We start from the raw sequence: 22679 nt of genomic DNA, 5'->3' as shown, positions 1-22679 counted from the left end.
GGGTTCGCTCGGTCGCGCGACGGCCGCTCTCGCGCCGCCGCGGGGCGCGGGGCATCATTCATCCGGTGATCGGTGCTTATCGCGACATCTTCCGTACGCCGGGTTCGGCGGCCTTCTCGGCGGCCGGGTTCGTGGCGCGGTTGCCCATCGCGATGGTCGGGATCGGGACCGTCACGATGATCTCGCAGATCGAGGGTGGATACGGCCTGGCCGGTGCACTCGCCGCGACGCTCGCGCTCTCGAACGCGGCGCTCACCCCCGTCGTCTCGCGCGCCGTCGACCGTTACGGGCAGTTCACCGTGCTGCCGATCGCGTCGGGTGTCGCCGCGCTCGCGATCGCCTCGATGCTCGTCGGGGTCCGGCTCGACGCACCCGCGTGGGTGCTTTTCGTGTGTGCCGTGCCGTCCGGGTTCATGCCGACGATCGGCGCGATGGTCCGTGCCCGCTGGACCGAGGTGTATCGCGGCGACGAGCGACTGCGCACGGCGTTCGCGTTCGAGTCGGTCGTCGACGAGATGTGCTTCATCTTCGGTCCCGTTCTGGCGGTGGGACTGTCGGTGAGCGTCGCTCCCGAGGCGGGACCGCTCGCGGGACTGATCTTCCTCGTCGTCGGGACGGCGGCGCTCGTCGTCCAGCGCCGCACCGAACCGCCCGTGCATCCGCGTGGCCGCACGACGGCGTCGGGCACCGTGCTGCGGCTTCCCGCGATGTGGGTGCCGATCATCGTCATGATCTCGCTCGGCGCCGTCTTCGGGACGATCGACGTCGGCGCGATCGCCTTCACGAGCGACCGCGGCCAGGCGGGGTCGGCGACCGTCGTGCTCGCGCTCTTCGCCGTCGGATCCGCGGCGTCGGGACTCGTCTTCGGCGCGCTGCGTCTCGTCGCACCGCTGCGGACGCAGCTGTTCGTCGCCGTCTCCGCCGTCACGATCCTGCTCGTACCGCTGCTGTTCGCCGGCACCGTTCCGCTGCTGACACTCGCGTACGTCGCCGCGGGCGCCACGATCTCGCCGACGATGATCATCACGACGGCGCTCGTCGAGCGGTCGGTTCCCGTCTCGGCGCTCACCGAGGGCATCACGTGGACGGTCGCGGGCATCGGCGTCGGCGTCTCGCTGGGCTCTGCGGTCGCGGGTCAGATGATCGACCGGTCCGGGACGACGGCCGCGTTCGCCGTGGCGCTCGGCGGTGTGGCCGTCGCCACTATGGTGACGGCATGGCTGTTCGTGAGACCACCGCGCCCGACGGGACCGCCCTCGTCTACTCCGTGACGGGAGACGGTCCCCGCACCCTCGTCCTGCTGCACGGGTGGGCTCAGTCGAGCCGGTGCTGGGGCGACGACGTGATCGCGGGGCTCGCGCGCGACGCCCGCGTGATCGCCGTCGACCTCCGCGGCCACGGCTACTCCGGCGCACCGGAATCGGGCTACGACGACTCGCAGGTCTGGGCGGACGACGTCCAGGCCATCCTCGACGCCGAGGACGCGGCCGACGTCGTCCTGCTCGGCTGGTCCTACGGCGGGCTCGTGATCTGCGATCACCTGCGGCATCACGGATCCGGCCGGGTCGCGGGCGTCGTGCTCGTCGGCGCGATCACCGCCATCGGCCGCGGCGAGGCGGGCGGGCGGATCGGGCCGGCGATGCGGGCCGCGATCCCCGGGGCGATGTCGCCTCGTCCCGGCGAGGCCGTGCGTGCGCTCGGCGCCTTCGGGACCGCTCTCACCGGGCCGATCGAGGACGACGCGGCCGGTGCGCGCTCGCAGGCGCTGTTCGGCGCGAGCCTGCAGACGCCGCCGCGCGTCCGCAGTGCGCTGTTCGACCGCACCGTGAGCAACGACGACCTGCTGCTCTCGCTCCCGACGCCCACCCTGCTCCTGCACGGCGAATCCGACACCGTCGTCGACATCGCCGCGGCCCGGCACGCCGAATCGCTGCTGCCGGCCGTCACGACGTCGTACTGGGAGGGCGTCGACCACGCGCCGTTCGTCGAGCAGCCCGACCGCTTCGTCGACGTGGTCCGCGGGTTCGCGGCCGGTCTCGGCGCCGCCGATCGGGCCGGCTCGGCACCACCCCCGGCGGCCGGAGACACCGTCGCGGGGTGAGGCAGTATGGAGGGGTGAGACCTCGCGAACCGTTGCGCACCGACGGACCCGACTTCGACGCGCCGCACCCGGCGCCCGGCCGGGACCCTCGTCGCGTCGCGCTCGTGTCGGTCCACACGTCACCGCTCGCGCAGCCGGGAACCGGCGACGCGGGCGGCATGAACGTCTACGTCCTGCAGACCGCGAAACAGCTCGCGCAGCGCGGCGTCGAGGTCGAGATCTTCACGCGCGCGACGTCGTCGTCCGACCTTCCCGCGGTCGAGGCAGCGCCGGGCGTGACCGTCCGCAACGTCGTAGCGGGCCCGTTCGAGGGGCTCGACAAGCGTGACCTGCCCACGCAGCTGTGCGCGTTCGTCGCGGGCGTGCTGCGCGAGGAAGCGCGCCACGAACCGGGGCACTACGACCTCGTCCACTCGCACTACTGGCTCTCCGGCCAGGTCGGCTGGCTCGCCCGCGACCGCTGGACCGTGCCGATGGTCCACACCGCGCACACCCTCGCGGCGGTCAAGAACGCCTCGCTCGCCGAGGGCGACACCCCCGAACCGGCGGCGCGCATCGTCGGCGAGCAGCAGGTCGTCGCCGAGGCGGACCGGCTCGTCGCGAACACCGACGAGGAGGCACGCCACCTCGTCGGCCTCTACGGCGCGAGCCCCGATCGCATCGACGTCGTCGCGCCCGGCGCCGATCTCGACCGGTACCGCCCCGGCGACCGCGACGTCGCCCGCGCCTCGCTCGGCGTCGATCCCACCGAGTTCGTCGTCACCTTCGTCGGGCGCATCCAGCCGCTCAAGGCGCCCGACGTGCTGGTGCGCGCGGCGGCCGCGATGGTGCGCGAGCGCCCCGACGCGCGGCTGCGGGTGCTCGTCGTCGGCGGCCCGTCCGGATCGGGACTCGACAGGCCCCACTCGCTCATCGACCTCGCGCGCTCGCTCGGCGTCGAACCGCACGTGACGTTCCTGCCGCCGCAGCCGCCGGAGCGTCTCGTCGACGTCTACCGTGCCTCGGATCTCGTTGCGGTGCCGAGTCATTCGGAGTCGTTCGGGCTCGTCGCCGTCGAAGCGCAGGCGTGCGGAACGCCGGTCGTCGCGGCGGACGTCGGCGGTCTCGGCGTCGCGGTGCGTGACGGCGAGACCGGGATGCTGCTCGATTCGCATCGGCCCGACGACTGGGCGCGGGCGATCGGCAAGCTCATGGACGCTCCCGGCGAACGGATCAGGATGGCCGCGGCCGCGGCCGAGCACGCCGAGCAGTTCTCGTGGGCACGGACCGCCGACGGGCTGCTGGCGGCGTATCGCGCGGCGAGCGCGGACCATCGCCGCGAGCATCCCGAACGCACGCGCGCCCGCCGGCCCCGTGCGGTGTGGCGTGCCCGACGAGGTGAGACCGGACGAGTAGGGGGTCTACGGATATGAGCGCGGACATCGGCGAACTCGGAGACGTCCTCGAGCGGACGCTCACCGAACGCGAGCTGACCCACACGTGGCCCGACGATCATCACGTCGTCGTCGAGTTGCCGGGCGAGAAGAAGTTGAAGACGTCGACCCTGCTCACGATCGGCGCGCACGGCCTGCGTGTCGAGGCGTTCGTGTGCCGCAAGCCCGACGAGAACTTCGAGGGCGTCTACAAGTACCTGCTGCGCCGCAATCGGCGGATGTACGGCGTCGCATACACGCTGGACCGGATCGGCGACATCTACCTGATCGGACGGGTCGCGGCGGAGTCGGTGACGCCCGACGAGCTCGACCGCATCCTCGGCCAGGTGCTCGAGGCCGCCGACGGCGACTTCAACACCATCCTCGAACTCGGCTTCGCCGAGTCGATCCGCCGCGAGTGGGACTGGCGGGTCTCGCGCGGGGAGTCGCTCGCCAATCTGAAGGCATTCGAGCATCTGGTCGACGGCGACGACTGACGTCCGATACGTCGGAGTTGCGCCCGGTTCGTGACGCGACTCACACGTGGTATAGGTTGCTGTACGTCACAGTAATCGGCGTCCATCGCCTGCATCACGTGGAGGAGTGTCCCGTGAGTTTCACCAGCCCGTTCCCCGATGTCGACATCCCGAACGTCAGCCTCTACGACTTCCTCTTCGGCGGACTCACCGACGCCGACCGCGCCCGCACCGCCCTCATCGACGGTGGCAGCGGCGCGTCCGTGACGTACGGCGAACTCGACGCCCAGGTCCTCGGAGTCGCGGGTGCGCTCGCCGCGCGTGGGCTCGGCGTCGGCGACGTCGTCGGTCTGCACTCGCCCAACGTCCCGGCCTTCGCGTCCGTCTTCCACGGCATCCTCCGCTCGGGGGCGACCGCCACGACGATCAACGCCCTCTACACGGCCGAGGACATCGCCAAGCAGCTCGCGGACTCGCACGCGAAGGCGCTGTTCACGGTGTCGCCGCTGCTGCCGCAGGCGAAGGCGGCTGCTGCGCAGGCCGGCATCCCGGACGAGCTCGTCGTCGTCCTCGACGGCGCCGAGGGGCACCCCTCGCTGCGCGATCTGCTCGTCGAGGGCAACTCCGCGCCCGACGTCTCGTTCGATCCCGCGACGCACGTCGCGGTGCTGCCGTACTCGTCGGGCACCACCGGGCGCCCCAAGGGCGTGATGCTCTCGCACCGCAACCTCGTCGCCAACGTGTGCCAGATCGTTCCGCGTATGGGGATCACGGCGGACGACCGGTTGCTGTGTGTGCTGCCGTTCTTCCACATCTACGGCATGACGGTCCTGCTCGACGCCGCGCTCTACCAGCGTGCGTCGCTCGTGACGATGCCCAAGTTCGATCTGCCCGAGTTCCTCGGAAACGTCGCCGAGAAGAAGTGCACGTACGTGTTCATCGCGCCGCCCGTCGCGGTCGCGCTCGCGAAGCACCCGCTCGTCGATCAGTACGACATGTCCTCGGTGCACACCGTGTTCTCGGGTGCGGCGCCGCTCGACCACGAGCTCGGGATGGCCGTCGCGAAGCGACTCGGCTGCAACGTCCGTCAGGGCTACGGTATGTCGGAGATGAGCCCCGTCAGTCACGCGATTCCGTTCGACGACGACGAGACCCGGCTCGACTCGTGCGGGCCGACGGTCGCGAACATGGAGTGCAAGCTCGTCGATCCCGGCACCGGTGAGGAGGTCGAATACCTCGCGGAGGGTTCGACCGAGGTCAGTGCGCCCGGCGAGCTGTGGTGCAAGGGGCCGAACGTCATGCTCGGCTACCTCGGCAACGAGCAGGCGACCGCGGACACGCTCGACTCGGACGGCTACCTGCACACCGGCGACATCGCGACCGTCGACGGCAAGGGCGTCGTCACGATCGTCGACCGCCTCAAGGAACTCATCAAGTACAAGGGCTACCAGGTGCCGCCCGCCGAGCTCGAGGCGCTGCTGCTCACGCATCCGCAGATCGCCGACGCTGCCGTCATCGGCGTCCAGGACGAGGACGGCGAAGAGGTGCCCAAGGCGTTCGTCGTGAAGCAGGCAGGGGCCGAGGAGTTGACCGCCGACGACGTGATCGCGTTCGTCGCCGAGCGCGTCTCGCCGCACAAGAAGGTGCGTCGCGTCGAGTTCATCGACATCGTGCCGAAGTCCGCTGCCGGAAAGATCCTCCGCAAGGACTTGCGGACCGCGGAATCCGCGTCGCAGAGCTGACTTTCGCTTCCGACACGATCGCCCGGCACCGTGTGGTGCCGGGCGATCGTCGTCTCGGTATGCTCCCGGCGGTCCGTCGACAGCGGCGGACGTCGGGGGTGGGGGAGCGATGACCTGGAACTACGAGACCGGCGAGTACGAGAACGCCGAGCAGAAGAAAAAGAAGAACCCGTACACGAGCAAGCGATATCTGATCTTCTCGGCGATCTGCCTCGTGATCGTCGTGGGCGGTGGTCTGTACAACCTCTGGGTTCGTCACTACGTCGGTGGCCTGCCCGATCGCATCGCAGCGATCGGTGAAGATCGTGAGCCCTACGTTCGGCCCCTCTTGCTCCGCTCGTTCGACGAGATTCCCGAGTTCGTGCCGATCGTGCAGCGGCACAGCGGAACCGACTGCGTGTCGCAACCGCTGGAGCCGGGCGTTGTCGACTACCGATGCGGCGCTGCGACCATCGTGCAGGGACGCGACGGATTCGCCTTGGCGCTCGAAGGCCGGACCTACGACGAGTCCGGGATGGACTGGGCACTCGTCTGTGACGACGCCGCGCTGTGCGACGCCATCGCCGTCGACTTGAAAGCCTCCCCGAGCGAGTGATGAGGCCGCATCGACGACGCGGCTCCGAAGACCGTCCGGTCTGTGTGGTGCGTCAAGCTTCCGCGGTCGAGAGGGGCCCCGTGCGGGTGAAGGTGGGCGTTGCCGGGATTCTTGCGGTGGCGGGATTGCTGCGGGTTGTGGGTCATCGGAGCCGGGGGAACCGGACGCTGCGCCGGAAACGAACGAGCCCGCTGTCTGGGATCCGTGCGAGGAATTGCCCGACGACGTGATCGCGGGGATCGGCTTCGATCCATCTTCCATGGAACGGGAGATTGCCGGGGTCGAGCAGCCCGGGTGGCAGATCTGCACGTGGCGCGGGGAGCGTAAGGGGCTGACGATCCTGACCACCGTCACGAGGTCGTTGGACTCCTTGCGCGACGAAGCTGACAACGTCGACAAGCGGAGCGTGGCGATTCCCGACCCGGATTCGCAGATCTGGCGCCCTGCGCACAGTATCGACACCGTCTGCGAGATCATGTGGCCCATTGGTGATGGTGCAGGCTGATGATCGCATCCTCGCCTCCCACTCCCTCGAGCGAGAGCTTGTCGCCGAGTGCAATCCCAAGCGTTCCCAGAGAAACCTTCCCGATCACTCCGGCGAACTGGAGGAGTAATCCCAGTTCCTCTGCGTAATCCGAGCACGTCTGCACGAGCACATCGAGGTCGTGACGGCCATGCGTGATGCGTTCATCTCGGCGGGGCAGTTGATCGATCAGCAGGACGAGGTGCTCGCGGGTCGTCTGGCGTCGTATTCGGCGTCCATGACGCAGTGAGGTAGGGGGAGGCCTGGGGGTCAGGGACTTCTTTCGCGGCTTGTGGGGCGACAGCGACGAGGATCGAATCTGGAAGCACGGCAACGAGTCACGCGACGTGCTCTACAGCGAACGTGATCGTGTCACGTCGGAGTTCCGTTCGGACTGTTCACCGAAGGTGGTGTCCGAGCCCCACGGCTTCGAGTCGATGGATCACGCGACGATCATGAGCCATGTACAGGTGATGGATCCGGCGCGCGTCGATGCCGTCGTCGCTGCCTGGCGGGTGATCGCGGAGCGTCTCGAGGAATCCGCCGCACAGTTCTCCGACGCGGTGCGCGCGGCGAGCGACGGGTGGGAAGGGCAGTCTGCCGGAGCAGCGGCTCCGTCGATGGCCCGTTGTCTCGACACCGCCGAGCAGTTACAGGTCTCGACGGTGTTGACAGCCAACAAGATCGAGGAGATGAACACCGGCCTGCGCCAGGTGGAGGCGCTCATGCCGGACGTCCCCGACACCGGTGGATTCTGGTCGGCCGGAACCGGTGCGATGGTCGAGGCGCAGGGATTCGGCACGGCGATGGGGCACGCCCACGCGAAGATCGCCGAAGCGGAAGCCGAAGCCCGGCGGATCATGACCGCCGTCTACACGCCCGTCGTCGCACAGGCCGACGATCAGGTCCCGGTCCTGCCGGGCCCGCCCGCTCCGCCGTCCGCGATCTCGGGGCCCGGAGCGAGTGGCGGCACCGGCGGTTTCGGCGGTGGCCCAGGTGGTTTCGGCGGCGGCGGTGCCGGAGGAGGATCGGTTCCGTTCGCGGGAACTCCCACCGCCACGCCCACGTCCCTGCGGACGGCGATCGGTCTCGAGGCGGCTCCCTCCGCGGGCGACCCGTCGTATGCACCTGCCGCGCAGCAGACCTCGCCCGGCATGGGCGATGCGGTACGCGCAGCCGCCGCGGCTCCCGGTGCTCGCGGCGGCGGTGACGACGACAAGGAACACAAGACTCCCGGCTACCTCGTCAACGTCGACAACGGCAACGAACTCATCGTCGCGCTCGACGCCGCGGGCGTCGACCGCTTGCCCTATCCGTTCCGGTACCGCGCCGAGCCCGCCGATCATGCCGCCGCACCGCGCGTCGTCGGGCCGCGAGTGCCCGTATCGAAGAACTGGCGGCGGAGGTGAGCTTCGTCCGTGCCTTTCAGGCGCTGCTCGACCCTACGGTCCGCATCGACGTCGCGGGAGAGGGCGACGCAGACCTGCGCCTGCCGGCGGGCGTGAACGGCCCCGCGGCGGCGCTCGCGCGCCAACTTCCCGGGGAGGGGCAGTCGATCGGCGGCGAGGTCGTCGTGACGACGTGCGGGCCCGGTGCCGTGGGTGCTGCCGTCGCGGGCGGCTCTTCCCGTGTGCGAGCCCGGCACACGTGGCCTGCTGCGCGTACCGCGTGTGCGTCCCGCCGGCGACTCCGAACTCGTCTCGGCGTTGCGCAGTGCCGGAGCGGCGGCCGCCGAGCGCGACCCGTTGCGCGAGTTGCTGTCCGTTCCGTGCGTCGGGTCGGGCGAGATCACCGTCTTCGCTCGGCCACCGCGCATCGGACGGCCGCCCGGTGGCGACTGCGTGTTCTGGTACGACTTCGCCGGCGACGGCCGCTACCGCGTCCGCGGACGGGACGAGATCGTCTGCGCGCCCGCGACATCGGGGACGTTCGCGGCGACTCTGCAGCGAATGATCGACGACATCGTGCGCGACGGCGTCGACGAGGACGCGCCGTTCCGGGTTCTTCGCAGCGTACGAGTGGGTGGTGCGGCCGCCACGCGGCGGCGGACGTGGGACGATGAGGGCATGAGTACCGGAACCCTCGTGTTGCTCCGCCACGGCGAGAGCGAATGGAATGCGCTCAACCTCTTCACCGGCTGGGTGGACGTCCACCTCACCGACAAGGGGCGTGCGGAGGGCAAGCGTGCGGGTGAGCTGCTGCTCGAGCACGGCCTGCTGCCGGACATCCTGTACACGTCGCTGCTGCGCCGTGCGATCAACACCGCGAACCTCGCCCTCGACGCCGCGGACCGGCACTGGATCCCCGTCAAGCGCGACTGGCGGCTCAACGAGCGTCACTACGGTGCGCTGCAGGGCCGTAACAAGGCTCAGGTCAAGGACAAGTACGGCGAGGACCAGTTCATGCTGTGGCGCCGCAGCTACGACACCCCGCCGCCCGAGATCGAGCTGGGCACCGAGTACAGCCAGGACGGCGATCCCCGGTACGCCGACCTCGAGTCGGTCCCGCGCACCGAGTGCCTGCTCGACGTTGTGACGCGTCTCATCCCGTACTGGGAGAGCGACATCGCGAGCGATCTGCGGGCCGGCAAGACGGTCCTCGTCGCCGCGCACGGCAACTCGCTGCGCGCCCTCGTGAAGCACCTCGACGGCATCTCGGACGCCGACATCGCGGGCCTGAACATCCCGACGGGCATCCCGCTGCGGTACGACCTCGACGACGATCTGAAGCCGCTCAACCCGGGTGGCACCTACCTCGACCCCGAGGCCGCGGCCGCGGGTGCCGCCGCCGTCGCCAACCAGGGCGCGAAGTAGCGACGCGATTCGGCACGGGCCGGACGAGGCGCCCTACCGGTATGCGGACTGCGGGTTACGAGCAGGCGAACACGCCGTGACCAGCAGTGCAACCGCCGTACCCGACGTCTCGTCCGGTTCCCCCGGTCGTACGATTCACGCGTGACCGTCGCTCAGGCAGTGCTGCTCGCCGTGGTCTTCGGCGTTGCCGGCTACCTCGTGCGGGCGCTGCTGGTGCCCGCACTGACGTCGCGCTCCGATCGGCGGGTGCGCGCGGTCGAGGGCCCGACGACGTCGGAGGTGCTCGCCCAGGTCGTCGATCGTTCCGAGGTCGCCATCGCGGTGGTCGATCGGTTCGAGGACGTCGTGCTCTCCAATCCTCGCGCCGAAGAACTCGGTGTCGTCCGGCATCGGGTGCTCGACGACCGCGTGTGGAACGCCGTGCAACGGGTCTTCGCCACGGGCGAGCCGTGCGAGATCGACCTGTCGAGTCGCGCACTTCGCGGCCGGCCCGCGGTGTCGGTGCGCGTCGGCGCCCGCAAACTCGGCGACGCCCAGGACAGGTTCGTCATGCTGCTCGCGCAGGACGACTCCGAGGCAGTCCGCATGGAGGCGACGCGCCGCGACTTCGTCGCGAACGTCAGCCACGAACTGAAGACGCCTGTCGGCGCGATGGCGCTGCTCGCCGAGGCGCTGCTCGAGACGGCGGACGATCCCGAGGCCGTCGTCCACTTCGGTGAGCGGCTGCACACGGAGTCGCTGCGGCTCGGCAGGATGGTCACCGAGCTCATCGCGCTGTCACGGCTGCAGGGCGCCGAGAAGCTTCCGGATCTCGGGCCGGTCGCGGTCGACGAGGTCGTCGAGCAGGCGCTCGCGCGCACCCGGCTCTCGGCGGAGGCGTCCGGAATCACCGTCGCGACCGACGGGCCCAGCGGCACGTCCGTCCTCGGCGACCGCGATCTGCTCGTGACGGCCGTGACCAATCTCGTGCAGAACGCGATCGCGTACTCGCCCGAGGGCTCGCCCGTCTCCGTGAGCCGGACGCTGCGCGACGGCACGGTGTGCATCTCGGTGACCGATCGCGGCGTCGGCATCGCCAAGGAGGACCAGGAGCGGGTCTTCGAACGCTTCTTCCGCGTCGACAAGGCGCGCTCGCGTGCCACCGGCGGCACCGGTCTCGGCCTCGCGATCGTCAAGCACGTCGCCGCGAACCACAACGGCTCGATCGAGCTGTGGAGCCGCCCGGGTACGGGCTCGACCTTCACCCTCCAGCTGCCGCAGCACGTCACCGGCGACGGCGACCAGGACGACGACGTCCGCCCCGACGACGTGCGCCACGACGACGTGCGCGCCGACGACCCCCGCAACGACGAACGAACCACCGGGACGACGCGCGGCAACGCCGCCGACGCGCAGGCTGCCACGCAACCCGGATCCGCGCCCACGAGCCCGACACCACCACGTCGGACAGAGGAGAAACGATGACCCGCGTATTGATCGTCGAGGACGAAGAGTCGCTCGCCGACCCGTTGGCCTTCCTCCTTCGCAAGGAGGGTTTCGAGACGTCGATCGCGTCGGACGGGCCCTCGGCACTGGAGCTGTTCGACCGGGGCGGCGCGGATCTCGTGCTGCTCGATCTCATGCTTCCGGGAATGAGCGGCACGGACGTGTGCAAGCAGCTCCGGGCGCGTTCGTCGGTGCCCGTCATCATGGTCACGGCGCGCGACAGCGAGATCGACAAGGTCGTCGGCCTCGAACTCGGTGCCGACGACTACGTCACCAAGCCGTACTCCGCGCGGGAGCTGATCGCCCGTATCCGTGCCGTTCTGCGTCGTGGTTCGGACAGCGAGACCGACGCCGCCGTCGAATCGGCGATCCTCGAATCGGGTCCGGTGCGGATGGACGTCGAGCGCCACGTCGTGCAGGTGAGCGGTGAGCCGATCACGCTGCCGCTCAAGGAGTTCGACCTCCTCGAGTATCTGCTGCGCAACTCGGGTCGCGTCCTCACCCGCGGTCAGCTCATCGACCGGGTGTGGGGATCGGACTACGTCGGCGACACCAAGACACTCGACGTCCACGTCAAGCGGCTCCGCGCGAAGATCGAGGCGGACCCGGGCAAGCCGAAGCATCTGCTGACGGTCCGCGGCCTCGGCTACAAGCTCGAGGGCTGACCCCGGCGGGAGAGCGGACGCTCAGTCGCCGGGCGGCATCAGGTCGTGCTTGGTGCCGTCGGTGGGTGCCGCGCCTTCGCCGGCGCGGAGCTCGTCTGCCGCTTCGGTCGCCGGATGCACCGCGACGATACCGAGTCCCTCACGGCGGCGGCACAGCCTCGCCAGCTCGTCGTAGGCGGGCGCGCCGAGCAACTCGACGAGTTCGGGACCGTACGACTGCCAGACGGGTCGCGTCCCGACGTGTGCCTCGGGTGAGCCGGAGCAGTACCACTTCAGGTCCTCGCCGCCCTCGCCCCAGCCGCGACGGTCGTACTCGGTGATCGCCGTCCGCAGGATCTCCGTACCGTCGGCGCGCTCGACCCATTCCTGGGTGCGCCGGATGGGCAGCTGCCAGCAGACGTCCGGCTTGAGTTCGAGCGGTTCGATCCCCTTCTCCAGCGCGAGGGTGTGGAGCGCGCAGCCGACGCCGCCCGAGAATCCCGGGCGATTGAGGAAGATGCACGCACCCTTGTAGCGACGGGTGCGCAGCGCGGGCTCGTCGTCGAGTTCGTCCTCTTCGAGGTATCCCTTCTTGCCCGTTCCCTTGTCCATGAACTGCCACAGGTCGGGCGTGAGCATCTTCACGGACTTCTCGAGCTTCTTCAGGTCGTCGGCGTCGGAGAGGAACGCGCCGTGCGAGCAGCAGCCGTCGTCGGGCCGGTCCTCGAGGATGCCGTGACACGCCGGAGTGCCGAATACGCACGTCCATCGCGACAACAGCCAGGTGAGGTCGGCGGCGATCAGGTGTTCGTCGTTGTCCGGATCGAGGAACTCGACCCATTCGCGCGGGAAATCGAGCGGTACCTCGGGGACGGGCGCGGGGCGGCGCGCGCTGACTGCACTCACAGTGCCCGACGGTAGACCGGCTAACCTCGCTGTGTGCGCCTTGGGGTCCTCGATGTCGGCAGCAATACCGTTCACCTGCTCGTGGTCGACGCGCATTGGGGTGCGCATCCGACCCCGATGAGCTCGACGAAGGCGACGCTGCGGCTCGCCGAGAACATCGATCGTCACGGTGACCTCACGGAATCCGGCGCGAACCGGCTCGTGTCCACGGTCGGCGAGTTCTCGCAGATCGCCGACAAGTCGGGATGCGAGCAGGTGATGGCGTTCGCGACGTCCGCGGTGCGCGACGCGGGCAATTCCGACGCGGTGCTGACCCGAGTCCGCGACGAGACGGGCGTCACGTTGCGGGTGCTGTCGGGTGTCGACGAAGCGCGGCTGACGTTCCTCGCCGTGCGGCGCTGGTTCGGGTGGTCGGCAGGCCGGATCGTCGGGCTGGACATCGGTGGCGGATCGCTCGAACTGAGCACCGGAGCCGACGAGGACCCCGACGTCGCGCTGTCGCTGGCACTGGGTGCGGGACGGCTCACGCGCGAGTGGTTCGAGGAGGACCCGCCGGGCAAGCGGCGGATCGCGGTTCTGCGGGACTGGCTCGACGCCGAACTCGTCGACCCGGCGAAGCAGTTGCGTGGTGCGGGCGACTGGGACCTCGCCGTCGGCACGTCCAAGACGTTCCGTTCGCTCGCGAGACTGACCGGCGCAGCGCCGTCGGCGGCGGGTCCGAGGGCGCGTCGCACGCTCACGGCCAGCGGTCTCAGGCAACTCATAGCTTTCATATCCAGGATGACGGCTGCGGACAGGGCAGAATTGGAGGGCGTGAGCTCCGACCGATCCGGACAACTGGTCGCCGGCGCTCTCGTGGCGGAAGCAGGCATGCGGGCACTGGGAGTCGAAGAACTCCAGATCTGCCCCTGGGCCCTGCGGGAAGGTCTCATCCTTCGCAAACTGGACAGGGAGATGGGCGGAGAATTGACGGTGAACGGGCGATGAGCGACGACAGCCAGCAGATCTCGGTCGCCGAGCTGCTGAAGCGCAACGGCGGCCAGGTCGGGTCGAGCAGCAGCGGCGGGCGCCGCCGGCGTGGTGCGAGCGGCGGCGGCATCTCGGTCGCGGAGCTGACCGGGGAGATCCCAGTCGTCCGCGACGGCCCACGACGCTCCGGCGCGAGCCGTTCCGAGCGGAGCGCGCCGGCACCGGCAGCAGCACCCGCTGCGGCCGCGACGGCGACGAAGGAAGCGCCGCGTCCGGCCGACCGCAGGCCCGCCGCGGCTGCGCCCCGTCCGACGCCTCAGGTCCAGCCGTCGATGCCGTCGGGCACCGCCCCCGCCGCACCGGACCCGACACCGACGAATCCCGGGCCCGCGTCCCGTTCGCGGTCGGGCGGGTCCACCTCGCGCGCGAACCAGGGTTCGTGGGTCACGGTCTCCGCGTTCGATCGGGGTCGCCCCGAGCCCGCTCCCGTCGAGACGCCCGCGCCCGCCCCGTCGGCGTCCGTTCCTCTGGCGGATCAGAAGACCGAGCAGAAGCCGGCCGCGCCGTCGCGGCGTGCAGCGGCCCCCGTGCCCCCGCCCACCCCGAGCATGCCCGCCGCGAAGCCCGCGGCAGTCGAGACCACGGCAGGGAAGCCGGGCACCAGCACGGTGAGCGAGCCGCCGCTGCTCTCGGGCTCGACGCTCGCGGCCGACCTCATGCGACAGCGTCGCTCGCGCGCCACGGCCCTCGACGGCGAGACCGACCTCATCGACAAGCCCGAACTCGGCGACGACGCGACATCGAGCGATGACGCGGAGCCGGACGCCGCGAAGAAGCCCTCGAAGACCGGCGGGTTCTCGAAGGCGGCCACGACAGCGAAGGCGGCAACGACCGCGAAGGGTGTGAAGACCCGGCAGGCCGACGACTCCGCGGACGCCGATACCGACGCCGACGCCGACGCGCCCGAGAGCGACACCCCCGAGGGCGAGGGCTCGACCTCGGTGAAGGAGTGGGCGATTCTCGCGGCTCAGGGCGTCGGTGCCGTCGCTGCGGGCGCCCTGATGTTCAAAGGCTTCGAGCGGCTGTGGGGCTCGCTGCCGTGGGTCGCGCTGGTCCTCGCGGTCCTGGTCATCGTCGGGCTCGTCGCCGTCGTGCGCATCCTGCGCCGCACCGACGACATCGTGAGTTTCGTGATCGCGGTCGTCGTCGGCATGGTCGTGACGCTCGGTCCGCTCGCCTTCATGCTGACGTCCGGCTGATCGCGGTGACCTGGGGGAGCGGGGACGACCCCGTCCGGGTCGGGCTGTCGACGGCGTCGGTCTATCCCGAGAACACGGAGGCGGCGTTCCGGTACGCCGCCGAACTCGGGTACGACGGCATCGAGCTCATGGTGTGGGCCGAGTCGATCAGTCAGGATCCCGGTGCGGTGGCGCGGCTCGTGCGCACGTACTCGATGCCGGTTCTCGCGGTGCACGCGCCGTGCCTGCTCATCTCGCAGCGCGTGTGGGGTTCCGATCCCGTCGCGAAGCTCGACCGGTCCGTCCGGGTCGCGGAGGAACTCGGCGCGGAGACGGTCGTCGTGCATCCGCCGTTCCGCTGGCAGCGCCGGTACGCCGAGGGCTTCGTCGAGCAGGTCGAGCGGCTCGAGTCGGGGAGCGCGGTCGCCGTCGCCGTCGAGAACATGTTTCCGATGCGCGCGGACGGGCTGTTCGGCAAGTCCGCCGAACGGCTGCGGCGCCGTGGTGGACCGGGGCCCGCGGTGTCGGCGTTCAGCCCGTCGTTCGACCCGACCGACACCGGCTTCCGGCACTACACGCTCGATCTCTCGCACACCGCGACGGCGGGGACCGACCCGCTCGACATCGCGGGCCGGATGGGCGGGCAGCTCGCGCATCTGCATCTCGCGGACGGGGACGGTGCGTCGCACGACGAGCATCTGATCCCGGGCCGTGGCACGCAGGATGTCGCGCAGGTGTGCCGGCGGATCGTCGACGCGGGTTTTCGGGGGCACGCCGTGATCGAGGTCAACACGCAGTCGGCGCGCACGCGCCGCGAGCGTTCGACGCTGCTCGACGAAGCGCTCGGTTTCGCGCGCGAGCACCTCCGCGTCACCGACCCGACGGGACGCTGAGCCCTTTCGGCTCGGACGTCACAGTGCGGTGATCCCGGCGTGGATCAGCGTCACGGCGGACACGACGAGCCCGACGGAGAGGCACGCGGCGCCGATCCACACCGACACCATCCAGCGGCCGGGCGACTGCGGGTCGCGGCCGAGCACCGACAGGAAGAATCCCGCCGGAACGAGAATAGCGGATGCGAGCACGAGCACGCTCCCGGCGATCGCGGGCCCACTGGAGACGCCGGCCGCCGTCGTCAGCACCGCGACGACGAGGCCGAGGGTGACCAGTACGCCCGCGTGGGCGTGGCCGGCGCGGAAGAAGGTCTTCTGCAGCGGGTTCGCAGCGACGCCGCCGCTGTGGACACGGAGCAGGAACGTGCCGCCGAACGCGATGTCGACGACGGTCAGGACGGTGACACCCGTGACGAGGACGAGGACAGGGGACACGGCGACCTCCGGGGGTGCGACTGGAGAAGCATTGGATACCTGAACTATCTATCTATGGATAGTCCTACTATCCACTCGTCGGGTCAAGCCCGAAACGAAAGGAGATCATCGCGGTGAAGATGGCCGAACTCGTCGAGCGTTCGGGAGTGCCGCTCGCGACGATCAAGTACTACCTGCGTGAGGGCCTGCTCATGCCGGGCGCGCCGACCTCCGCGACACGCGCCGAGTACGGCGACGAGCACGTCCGGCGGCTCGCACTCGTGCGTGCCCTCGCCGGTGTCGGGCTTCCGCTGCCGCGGATCAAGGCCGTGCTCGACGTCGTGGACTCCCCGGAGCCGGGGCTGTTCGCCGCGCTCGGCACTGCGATCGCGCAGTTGCCGCCCTATCCCACCGACGACGTCGACGAGCGGTATCCCCGGGCCCGGGCGGCCGCCGACGTCATCGGCCTCACGTTCGACCCGGACTACCCGGCGATCGCGCAACTCGAACAGGCGCTCGCCCGCGCGGAATCCGCCGGAATCCCGGTGACGCCGGAGCGGCTCGCGGCGTACGGCGAGCACGCGTTCGGTGTCGCGAAGTACGACGTCGAGCATCTGCCCCGCGGCCGCGAGGACGCCGTGCGGTACGCCGTCGTCGGCACCGCGGTCTACGAGCCGGTGCTCACGGCGCTGCGCAGACTCGCGCATCGTGACCTCGCCTCCGAGATGCTGACGCCACCGTCCGATCCACCGGCGGGTGCGTGGCATGCTGGCCCCCATGACGAGAATTGCGGTGATCGGCGGCGGCCGGATCGGTGAGGCACTCGTGTCGGGACTGCTGGCTGCCCGGCATCCGGTCAAGGACCTCGTCGTGGGCGAACGAGCCGAGGAGCGCGCGCGCGAGCTGGCCGACCGCTACGGCGTCAGGGTCACCGACACCGTCGACGCGGTGGACGGCGCGCACGTCATCGTCGTCGCGGTCAAGCCCGCCGACGTCGAGGCGACGGTCGCGCAGATCTCGCAGGCCGACCTCGACGGTTCGACCGAACAGCTGCTCGTCTCGCTGGCCGCGGGGATTCCGACGAGCTTCTACGAGAAGCGGCTCCCCGCCGGATTCCCCGTCGTCCGGGTCATGCCCAACACCCCGATGCTCGTCGGTGAGGGCATGAGCGTGCTCGCGCCCGGTCGCCACGTTCAGAGTGGTCAACTCGATCTCATCGAGGGGATTCTCTCGTCCGTCGGCCGCGTCGCGACCGTTCCCGAGTCGCAGATCGACGCCGTGACGGCCGTGTCAGGTTCGGGTCCGGCGTACGTGTTCCTCGTGGCCGAGGCCATGATCGACGCCGCGGTGGCGCTCGGCCTCGGCCGGCCCGTGGCACGCGAGCTCGTCGTCCAGACGCTCTGCGGCTCGGCGGCGATGCTCGGCGAGGGCGATTCCGCGACCGAGCTGCGTGCCGCGGTGACCTCGCCCGGCGGCACGACGGCGGCCGCGCTGCGCGAACTCGAGGCGGGCGGGCTGCGCACGGCGTTCTACGACGCCGTCGACGCCGCGGCCCGGCGTTCGGCGGAACTGGGCGGCAAGGCGGAGTGATCCGCACCGGTTCGTGACGACTGCGCTGCGGCCGCAATCGTTTTCACACACCCGTCGCAGTGACCCCACCAGTCCCGGTAAGCTCGGGTGAGCACGTGCGTGTCTGTATCGCCGGAGGGGAAGCCGGCGACACGGAACGTGTCGGAGGTAGTGGTCGATGACGTCTGGAAAGAAGCCGTTGGTCGACACGACCCGAGGCGCATCGTCGGACGGCGGGTCCACCGTGAGTGGTCCGCAGTTTCTGACGGTGGCCGAGGTCGCGTCGCTCATGAGGGTCTCGAAGATGACCGTGTACCGGTTGGTGCACAGTGGGGAGCTGCCCGCTGTCAGAGTGGGCAGGTCCTTCCGTGTGCACGCCAAAGCGGTGCACGATTATCTCGAGACCTCGTATTTCGACGCCGGTTGAGTCCGGCTGCCGAAAGCCCGATCGAAGGACCGTGCCGCCACCCCCGTCCGGGGGTGTGCGGCGACGGCCCGGTTTCGTGTCGGTGCATCGCACCGGTACGATGACGGATCGGGACTCCTGCGCCGAACGGCGCGGCGTACGTGACGGCGCGTGCGCGACAAATGCGAGAGAAGAACGTGAGGAACACCCGCTATGGGTTCAGTGATCAAGAAGCGACGCAAGCGCATGTCGAAGAAGAAGCACCGCAAGCTGCTTCGCCGCACCCGCGTTCAGCGGCGGAAACTCGGTAAGTAGTCCGCCGGTACCCGATGCCCGTCACCGTCTCGGTGGCGGGCATTCGTGTCTTCTCGGTGCCGAGCGCCGCGCGCGTCGGCCCGATCACTCGTATCCTCGGTCCGCCGCCTCTACTCTGTGACCGCAGGGACCGTAGGCTGGATCACACGAGACGTGCTGCGCAGGAGTGCGGCGACCGGTCGCGAACCGATGACGGGTCGCGAGCGGATGGCGGGTGGCGAACGACAACTGGGCGGGGGTGACGGGGTGGCCGAAGGCACGAGCGTTCCGCGCGTGGCGCTGGTGACGGGCGCGAGCAGACTGCTCGGCGGCTTTCTCGTGACGAGGCTCGCGCAGAACCCGGACATCGAGCGCGTGATCGCCGTCGATTCGCTCATCCCGTCCAAGGACATGCTGCGCCGTATGGGCCGCGCCGAGTTCGTGCGCGCCGACATCCGCAATCCGCTCGTCGGCAAGGTGGTGCGGCAGGCCGAGGTCGACACCGTCGTGCACACCGCGATGCTCACGCGCGTCCCGCGCGGGTCGAGCCGTGCGGCGATGAAGGACGCGAACGTCATCGGCGCGATGCAGCTGTTCGCCGTCTGCCAGAAGTCTCCGTCCGTGCGGCGCGTCGTCCTGAAGTCGACGTCGGCGGTCTACGGATCGACGTCGAAGGACCCGGCCAAGTTCACCGAGGAGATGAGCGCACGGCGCCGTCCCGCCGGTGCGTACGCCCGCGACAGCATCGAGGTCGAGGGGTACGCGCGCGGACTCGCACGACGGCGACCCGACCTCGCGCTGTCGATCCTGCGGCTCGCCCCCATCGTCGGACCGCGGCTCAACGGCACGATCGGCCGCTACGTCACCACCCCCGTCGTTCCCACCGTCGCCGGCCGCGACGCGCGGTTCCAGCTCCTGCACGAGCACGACGCCCTCGGCGCGCTCGAGCGCGCCGCCCTCACCGGACCGGCGGGCACCTTCAACATCGCGGGCGACGGCGTCGTGATGCTGTCGCAGGCGATCCGGCGGCTGGGGCGGATCGCGATGCCGATCCCGAGCGCACTGTTCCACGGCGCCGGGCGTTCGGCGATGGGACCGATCATGCGTTCGTACACGCAGGAGCAGCCCGAGTACTTCCAGTTCGGCTGTGGCCTCGACACCACCCGCATGCGCACCGAACTGGGCTTCGAGCCGAGCTGGACGACGGCGGAAGCACTCGCCGATCTCGCCAGAGCCGCCCGTGCGGCGCCGCTGCCCACCGACGGGCTCGTCGATCGCGTCGAACGCGTACTGCTCGACGTCGTCGCGCCGCGCGGCTGGGCCAAGGGGGACGCATGAGCGAGGGAGCCGGCGCATGAGCGAAGGAGCCAAGGTCATCCCGCTGCACGGTGCTCGGGGTCCCTCGACCGATTCCGTCGCGGCCCGGACACAGGCCGCGAGCCGCGAACGTCACCCGTCGGGGATCCGTCCCGAGGACGAGGCCGCACCGGTGGTCGCCGCTCCGCCGCCGCCGTCCCGGCTCGACGTCGTGCGAGGGTCGCTGGCGGACTCGATCGTCGCCGTCGCCGACTTCGTCCGGTGCCGGATGTCGGGGGAGTACGAGGTCGACGAGTTCGGCTACGACGAACACTTCACCGAGAACGTCTGGCTGCCCGCGTTGCGGCCGCTGTTCGATCAGTGGTTCCGCGTCGAGGTCCACGGGATCGAGAACATCCCCGACACGGGCGGGGCGCTCGTGGTGTCCAATCACGCGGGCGTCGTCCCGATCGACGGGCTCATGGCATCGGTCGCGGTGCACGACCGCCATCCGCTCCACCGGCCGCTGCGCATGCTCGCCGCGGACTTCGCGTTCGAGTTGCCCGTCGTCGCCGACCTCGCGCGGCGCGCGGGGCACACCCTCGCGTGCATGTCCGATGCCGAGCGGCTGTTGTCGGCGGGCGAGGTCGTCGCCGTCTTTCCCGAGGGCTTCAAGGGGATCGGCAAGCCGTTCAGCGAGCGGTACAAACTGCAGCGGTTCGGCCGCGGCGGATTCGTGTCGGCCGCGATGCGGACGGGGACGCCCATCGTGCCGTGCTCGATCGTCGGGTCGGAGGAGATCTACCCGAAGATCGGCGAACTCGCGCCCCTCGCCCGGCTGCTGGGGCTGCCGTACTTCCCGGTCACCCCGCTGTTCCCGCACTTCGGTCCGCTCGGACTCGTCCCGCTGCCGTCCAAGTGGCACATCGAGTTCGGGACGCCGATCGTCACCGACGGCTACGACCAGGCTGCGGCGGACGATCCGATGGAACTGTTCGAGGTCACCGACCACGTCCGCGAGACGATCCAGCAGACGCTGTACAAGCTGCTCGCACGGCGTCGCAACGTGTTTCTCGGGTGAGGCTGCGCCGCTCGATCATTCGCTGCGTGAATCCGTGCCGTTCGACCCTGTGCCGTTCGACCCCGTGCGGCTTGACCTTCGAGTAGGTCGAAGGGCGAGGGTGGCGACATGACCGATTCACCGCCCAGCACTCCACCCACCGATCCGCCGTCGATGTCGATCGGAGCGTTCGCGCGGCGCAGCGGGCTGACCGCGAGCGCCCTGCGCTTCTACGCCGACGCCGGCCTGCTGCCGCCCGCCGAGACCGACGATGCGTCCGGATATCGGTTCTACAGCGAGGACCAGCTCGAGTCCGCCGTGCTGCTGCGACGGCTGCGCGAGATCGGCATGCCGCTCGCCGGCGTGAGGTCCGTGCTCGCGGCGCACCCGGAGGAGGGGATCCGACTCGTCGACGAGCACGTCGATGCGGTGGTCGACGATGCCGCGGCCGTGCGGGAGCGCGCTGTCCGGATCAGGGCCGAGTTGCGTGAGAAAGCCGCGCTGCGTGGCAGGGCCGAGTTGCGTGACAGGGCCGAGTCGGCCGCCACGCCTCTGATCGTCGTCGCCGAGGCGAGCGGCCCGGTGCTGGCGTCGGCGATCGAGCAGGTCCTGACCGCCGTCTCCGGCGATCCGGAGATTGCGGTGCTGGGCGGCGTGCTCGTCGAGGCACGCTCGGGCAGTGTCGAGGTGATCGCCACCGACCGGTACCGCATGTCCGTCCGGACGCTGGCGGGCGCCGCGCCCACCGGGACGATCTGGGTGGGAACGGTCGACGGCGACGACCTCCGCGCCGCTCTCACCGATCTGCGGCACTCACCGTCGGCTCGGATCGAGGCGATCGGCGACGGCGTCTGGATACGGCCGCGCGGCGCGGGCGATCGGTACTGCAGGCTCGTCGACGGGCAGTTTCCCGACCATCGCGCGATGCTCGACGCGCTGCGGCCCGTGGAGACACGTGTCGTGGTGGCGAAGGCCGACCTGCTGCGTGCGCTCGAAGCCCACGCGGCCGACGTGGTGTCGATCGACGTCACCGAAACGGGAATCGTGGTGAGCGGCAACGAGTCCGCGACCGGCAGCGATCGGCTGACGGCCGTCGTGTCGGGTACGCCGACGACGATCCGATTCGCGATGACGACGCTGTATCCCGCGATCGCCACCGCGATCGCAGCGGACCTGCTGCTCGATCTCCGAGGGCCGGACCAGCCCGTGACGGTCCGATCCGCGGACAACGGCGACCTCACGACGTACGTGATGCCCACGGGGGACACGACGGACGGAGCGGTGGGATGACGAACGGCCAGACCCGGGATCCGGTGGTGGCGGCCATCGTGGAGGCGGTCACAGCAGGCCGCGACGGAGCGGCAGGGCCGGCGCGCGAGTCGTTGCTCGACCTCTGGGCGACGATCGGACCCCCGCTGCACCGCTGTACGCTCGCCCACTACCTCGCCGACCTGTATCCCGATCCCGCGCAGGCGCTGGTGTGGGACATCCGTGCGCTGGACGCCGCCGACACGATCACGGACGAGCGCGTCCGGCAGCACGACGCATACCTGCACGTCGCAGGATTTCTTCCGTCGCTGCATCTCGACGTCGCCGACGGCTATCGCAGGCTCGGATCGTTCGATGCGGCCCGCGAGCATCTCGAGAACGCACGACGGCACGGCCCGGTCCTGGCCGACGATGCCTACGGCGACCTCGTGCGAACGGGAATCGAGGATGTCGGAGCGGCGATCGAGGCGCGAAGCGTCGACCGGATCTCCGGGCCGTGACGGCGGTCCGACAGGGTCGGGCGCGACGTGGCGTTACGGGCGTTGTCCACAGCTCCGCGGTTATCCCCAACTGC

24 protein-coding genes and 1 pseudogene are annotated in these 22679 nt (G+C 70.1%); 23 read left to right on the top strand and 2 right to left on the bottom strand.

Annotated features, from left to right (window positions below; genetic code table 11):
• Positions 1-65 precede the first annotated feature (65 nt).
• The 12 genes and pseudogenes from RR1_RS01575 (at position 66) to RR1_RS01520 (ending at position 11812) form a co-directional block, all read left to right on the top strand.
• The gene (locus tag RR1_RS01575) at positions 66-1271 is read left to right on the top strand and encodes an MFS transporter (RefSeq protein ID WP_010837545.1); all 1206 of its coding nucleotides are present in this window, start codon (positions 66-68) and stop codon (positions 1269-1271) included.
• Entirely contained in the window at positions 1217-2101 is an 885-nt protein-coding gene (locus RR1_RS01570; protein ID WP_051111097.1) for an alpha/beta fold hydrolase, read from the top strand. Before RR1_RS01575 ends, RR1_RS01570 begins: the two co-directional genes overlap by 55 nt.
• 32 nt (positions 2102-2133) lie before the next feature.
• Positions 2134-3513 carry a D-inositol-3-phosphate glycosyltransferase gene (gene mshA, locus RR1_RS01565; protein ID WP_051111096.1) on the top strand — a complete coding sequence of 460 codons (1380 nt, stop codon included), beginning with the start codon at positions 2134-2136 and terminating at the stop codon, positions 3511-3513.
• Positions 3510-4010: a type III secretion system chaperone family protein gene (locus RR1_RS01560; protein ID WP_010837542.1), complete on the top strand. Its 501-nt coding sequence runs from the start codon at positions 3510-3512 to the stop codon at positions 4008-4010. Before mshA ends, RR1_RS01560 begins: the two co-directional genes overlap by 4 nt.
• Positions 4011-4123: 113 nt before the next feature.
• Positions 4124-5731 (top strand): AMP-binding protein, encoded by a 1608-nt coding sequence (locus tag RR1_RS01555; RefSeq protein WP_010837541.1) that lies wholly within the window; start codon positions 4124-4126, stop codon positions 5729-5731.
• A gap of 109 nt (positions 5732-5840) precedes the next feature.
• Positions 5841-6326 (top strand): hypothetical protein, encoded by a 486-nt coding sequence (locus RR1_RS01550; protein ID WP_010837540.1) that lies wholly within the window; start codon positions 5841-5843, stop codon positions 6324-6326.
• A 40-nt stretch (positions 6327-6366) separates the two neighbouring features.
• A complete protein-coding gene (locus tag RR1_RS21555) occupies positions 6367-6831 on the top strand; it encodes a DUF3558 family protein (protein ID WP_081634113.1) in 465 nt (154 codons plus the stop codon).
• Positions 6832-7259: 428 nt separating this feature from the next.
• Positions 7260-8258: a WXG100 family type VII secretion target gene (locus RR1_RS21785; RefSeq protein ID WP_143153653.1), complete on the top strand. Its 999-nt coding sequence runs from the start codon at positions 7260-7262 to the stop codon at positions 8256-8258.
• Positions 8259-8441: 183 nt separating this feature from the next.
• Positions 8442-8783: pseudogene (locus RR1_RS22745) on the top strand (ESX secretion-associated protein EspG); the annotation flags it as partial.
• Positions 8784-8915: 132 nt separating this feature from the next.
• Positions 8916-9662: a phosphoglyceromutase gene (locus tag RR1_RS22740; RefSeq protein WP_040772558.1), complete on the top strand. Its 747-nt coding sequence runs from the start codon at positions 8916-8918 to the stop codon at positions 9660-9662.
• Between the two features lie 141 nt (positions 9663-9803).
• Positions 9804-11126: a sensor histidine kinase gene (locus RR1_RS01525; protein ID WP_010837534.1), complete on the top strand. Its 1323-nt coding sequence runs from the start codon at positions 9804-9806 to the stop codon at positions 11124-11126.
• Complete coding sequence (locus RR1_RS01520; RefSeq protein WP_010837533.1) at positions 11123-11812, top strand: response regulator; 690 nt, start codon at positions 11123-11125, stop codon at positions 11810-11812. The genes RR1_RS01525 and RR1_RS01520 overlap by 4 nt, the downstream gene beginning before the upstream one ends.
• Before the next feature lie 21 nt (positions 11813-11833).
• On the opposite strand, the gene RR1_RS01515 is transcribed toward RR1_RS01520, so the two are convergent.
• Entirely contained in the window at positions 11834-12793 is a 960-nt protein-coding gene (locus RR1_RS01515; RefSeq protein ID WP_010837532.1) for a DUF3109 family protein, read from the bottom strand.
• Here RR1_RS01515 and RR1_RS01510 point away from each other — a divergent pair.
• The 3 genes from RR1_RS01510 to RR1_RS01500 are packed head-to-tail and all read left to right on the top strand — an operon-like array spanning position 12731 to position 15797.
• On the top strand, positions 12731-13684 hold the full coding sequence (locus RR1_RS01510) for a Ppx/GppA family phosphatase (RefSeq protein ID WP_040772536.1): 954 nt from the start codon (positions 12731-12733) through the stop codon (positions 13682-13684). The genes RR1_RS01515 and RR1_RS01510 overlap by 63 nt on opposite strands.
• Positions 13681-14925, top strand: coding sequence for an Rv0497 family membrane protein (locus RR1_RS01505; RefSeq protein ID WP_010837530.1), 1245 nt, complete (start codon positions 13681-13683; stop codon positions 14923-14925). The genes RR1_RS01510 and RR1_RS01505 overlap by 4 nt, the downstream gene beginning before the upstream one ends.
• A gap of 5 nt (positions 14926-14930) precedes the next feature.
• Positions 14931-15797 carry a sugar phosphate isomerase/epimerase family protein gene (locus RR1_RS01500; RefSeq protein WP_010837529.1) on the top strand — a complete coding sequence of 289 codons (867 nt, stop codon included), beginning with the start codon at positions 14931-14933 and terminating at the stop codon, positions 15795-15797.
• An 18-nt stretch (positions 15798-15815) separates the two neighbouring features.
• Here the strand turns inward: RR1_RS01500 and RR1_RS01495 are convergent, their stop codons facing one another.
• Positions 15816-16232 carry a hypothetical protein gene (locus tag RR1_RS01495; protein ID WP_010837528.1) on the bottom strand — a complete coding sequence of 139 codons (417 nt, stop codon included), beginning with the start codon at positions 16230-16232 and terminating at the stop codon, positions 15816-15818.
• 113 nt (positions 16233-16345) lie between these two features.
• Between RR1_RS01495 and RR1_RS01490 the strand changes: the two genes are divergently transcribed.
• The 8 genes from RR1_RS01490 (at position 16346) to RR1_RS01455 (ending at position 22605) form a co-directional block, all read left to right on the top strand.
• Entirely contained in the window at positions 16346-17029 is a 684-nt protein-coding gene (locus tag RR1_RS01490; protein WP_010837527.1) for a MerR family transcriptional regulator, read from the top strand.
• A complete protein-coding gene (gene proC, locus RR1_RS01485) occupies positions 16989-17801 on the top strand; it encodes a pyrroline-5-carboxylate reductase (RefSeq protein WP_040772535.1) in 813 nt (270 codons plus the stop codon). The genes RR1_RS01490 and proC overlap by 41 nt, the downstream gene beginning before the upstream one ends.
• A gap of 157 nt (positions 17802-17958) precedes the next feature.
• Positions 17959-18207: a helix-turn-helix domain-containing protein gene (locus RR1_RS01480; protein ID WP_010837525.1), complete on the top strand. Its 249-nt coding sequence runs from the start codon at positions 17959-17961 to the stop codon at positions 18205-18207.
• Positions 18208-18399: 192 nt separating this feature from the next.
• On the top strand, positions 18400-18501 hold the full coding sequence (locus RR1_RS01475; RefSeq protein ID WP_003402602.1) for a 30S ribosomal protein bS22: 102 nt from the start codon (positions 18400-18402) through the stop codon (positions 18499-18501).
• Positions 18502-18708: 207 nt separating this feature from the next.
• Positions 18709-19818: an NAD-dependent epimerase/dehydratase family protein gene (locus tag RR1_RS01470; protein WP_051111101.1), complete on the top strand. Its 1110-nt coding sequence runs from the start codon at positions 18709-18711 to the stop codon at positions 19816-19818.
• Positions 19819-19834: 16 nt separating this feature from the next.
• Complete coding sequence (locus RR1_RS01465) at positions 19835-20857, top strand: lysophospholipid acyltransferase family protein (RefSeq protein WP_010837522.1); 1023 nt, start codon at positions 19835-19837, stop codon at positions 20855-20857.
• 108 nt (positions 20858-20965) lie between these two features.
• Positions 20966-22126, top strand: coding sequence for a DNA polymerase III subunit beta family protein (locus RR1_RS01460; protein WP_010837521.1), 1161 nt, complete (start codon positions 20966-20968; stop codon positions 22124-22126).
• Positions 22123-22605 (top strand): hypothetical protein, encoded by a 483-nt coding sequence (locus RR1_RS01455; protein ID WP_010837520.1) that lies wholly within the window; start codon positions 22123-22125, stop codon positions 22603-22605. The genes RR1_RS01460 and RR1_RS01455 overlap by 4 nt, the downstream gene beginning before the upstream one ends.
• The last annotated feature ends 74 nt before the right edge of the window (positions 22606-22679 follow it).

The sequence above is a fragment of the Rhodococcus rhodnii NBRC 100604 genome (genome assembly GCF_001894925.1).
Lineage (GTDB): Bacteria > Actinomycetota > Actinomycetes > Mycobacteriales > Mycobacteriaceae > Rhodococcus_F > Rhodococcus_F rhodnii.
The sequence above is the reverse complement of the archived record's forward strand: the minus strand, read 5'-3'. Positions and strand labels throughout refer to the sequence as shown.

Excerpts from the sequence above, each read along its gene's own strand:
- RR1_RS01570 (WP_051111097.1), top strand. The coding sequence starts at position 1,217 with ATGGCTGTTCGTGAGACCACCGCGCCCGACGGGACCGCCCTCGTCTAC.
- RR1_RS01560 (WP_010837542.1), top strand. The coding sequence starts at position 3,510 with ATGAGCGCGGACATCGGCGAACTCGGAGACGTCCTCGAGCGGACGCTC.
- RR1_RS01550 (WP_010837540.1), top strand. The coding sequence starts at position 5,841 with ATGACCTGGAACTACGAGACCGGCGAGTACGAGAACGCCGAGCAGAAG.
- RR1_RS22740 (WP_040772558.1), top strand. The coding sequence starts at position 8,916 with ATGAGTACCGGAACCCTCGTGTTGCTCCGCCACGGCGAGAGCGAATGG.
- RR1_RS01520 (WP_010837533.1), top strand. The coding sequence starts at position 11,123 with ATGACCCGCGTATTGATCGTCGAGGACGAAGAGTCGCTCGCCGACCCG.
- RR1_RS01515 (WP_010837532.1), bottom strand. The coding sequence starts at position 12,793 with ATGCGCGTCGACCACGAGCAGGTGAACGGTATTGCTGCCGACATCGAG.
- RR1_RS01505 (WP_010837530.1), top strand. The coding sequence starts at position 13,681 with ATGAGCGACGACAGCCAGCAGATCTCGGTCGCCGAGCTGCTGAAGCGC.
- proC (WP_040772535.1), top strand. The coding sequence starts at position 16,989 with ATGACGAGAATTGCGGTGATCGGCGGCGGCCGGATCGGTGAGGCACTC.
- RR1_RS01480 (WP_010837525.1), top strand. The coding sequence starts at position 17,959 with ATGACGTCTGGAAAGAAGCCGTTGGTCGACACGACCCGAGGCGCATCG.
- RR1_RS01475 (WP_003402602.1), top strand. The coding sequence starts at position 18,400 with ATGGGTTCAGTGATCAAGAAGCGACGCAAGCGCATGTCGAAGAAGAAG.
- RR1_RS01470 (WP_051111101.1), top strand. The coding sequence starts at position 18,709 with ATGGCGGGTGGCGAACGACAACTGGGCGGGGGTGACGGGGTGGCCGAA.
- RR1_RS01465 (WP_010837522.1), top strand. The coding sequence starts at position 19,835 with ATGAGCGAAGGAGCCAAGGTCATCCCGCTGCACGGTGCTCGGGGTCCC.
- RR1_RS01460 (WP_010837521.1), top strand. The coding sequence starts at position 20,966 with ATGACCGATTCACCGCCCAGCACTCCACCCACCGATCCGCCGTCGATG.
- RR1_RS01455 (WP_010837520.1), top strand. The coding sequence starts at position 22,123 with ATGACGAACGGCCAGACCCGGGATCCGGTGGTGGCGGCCATCGTGGAG.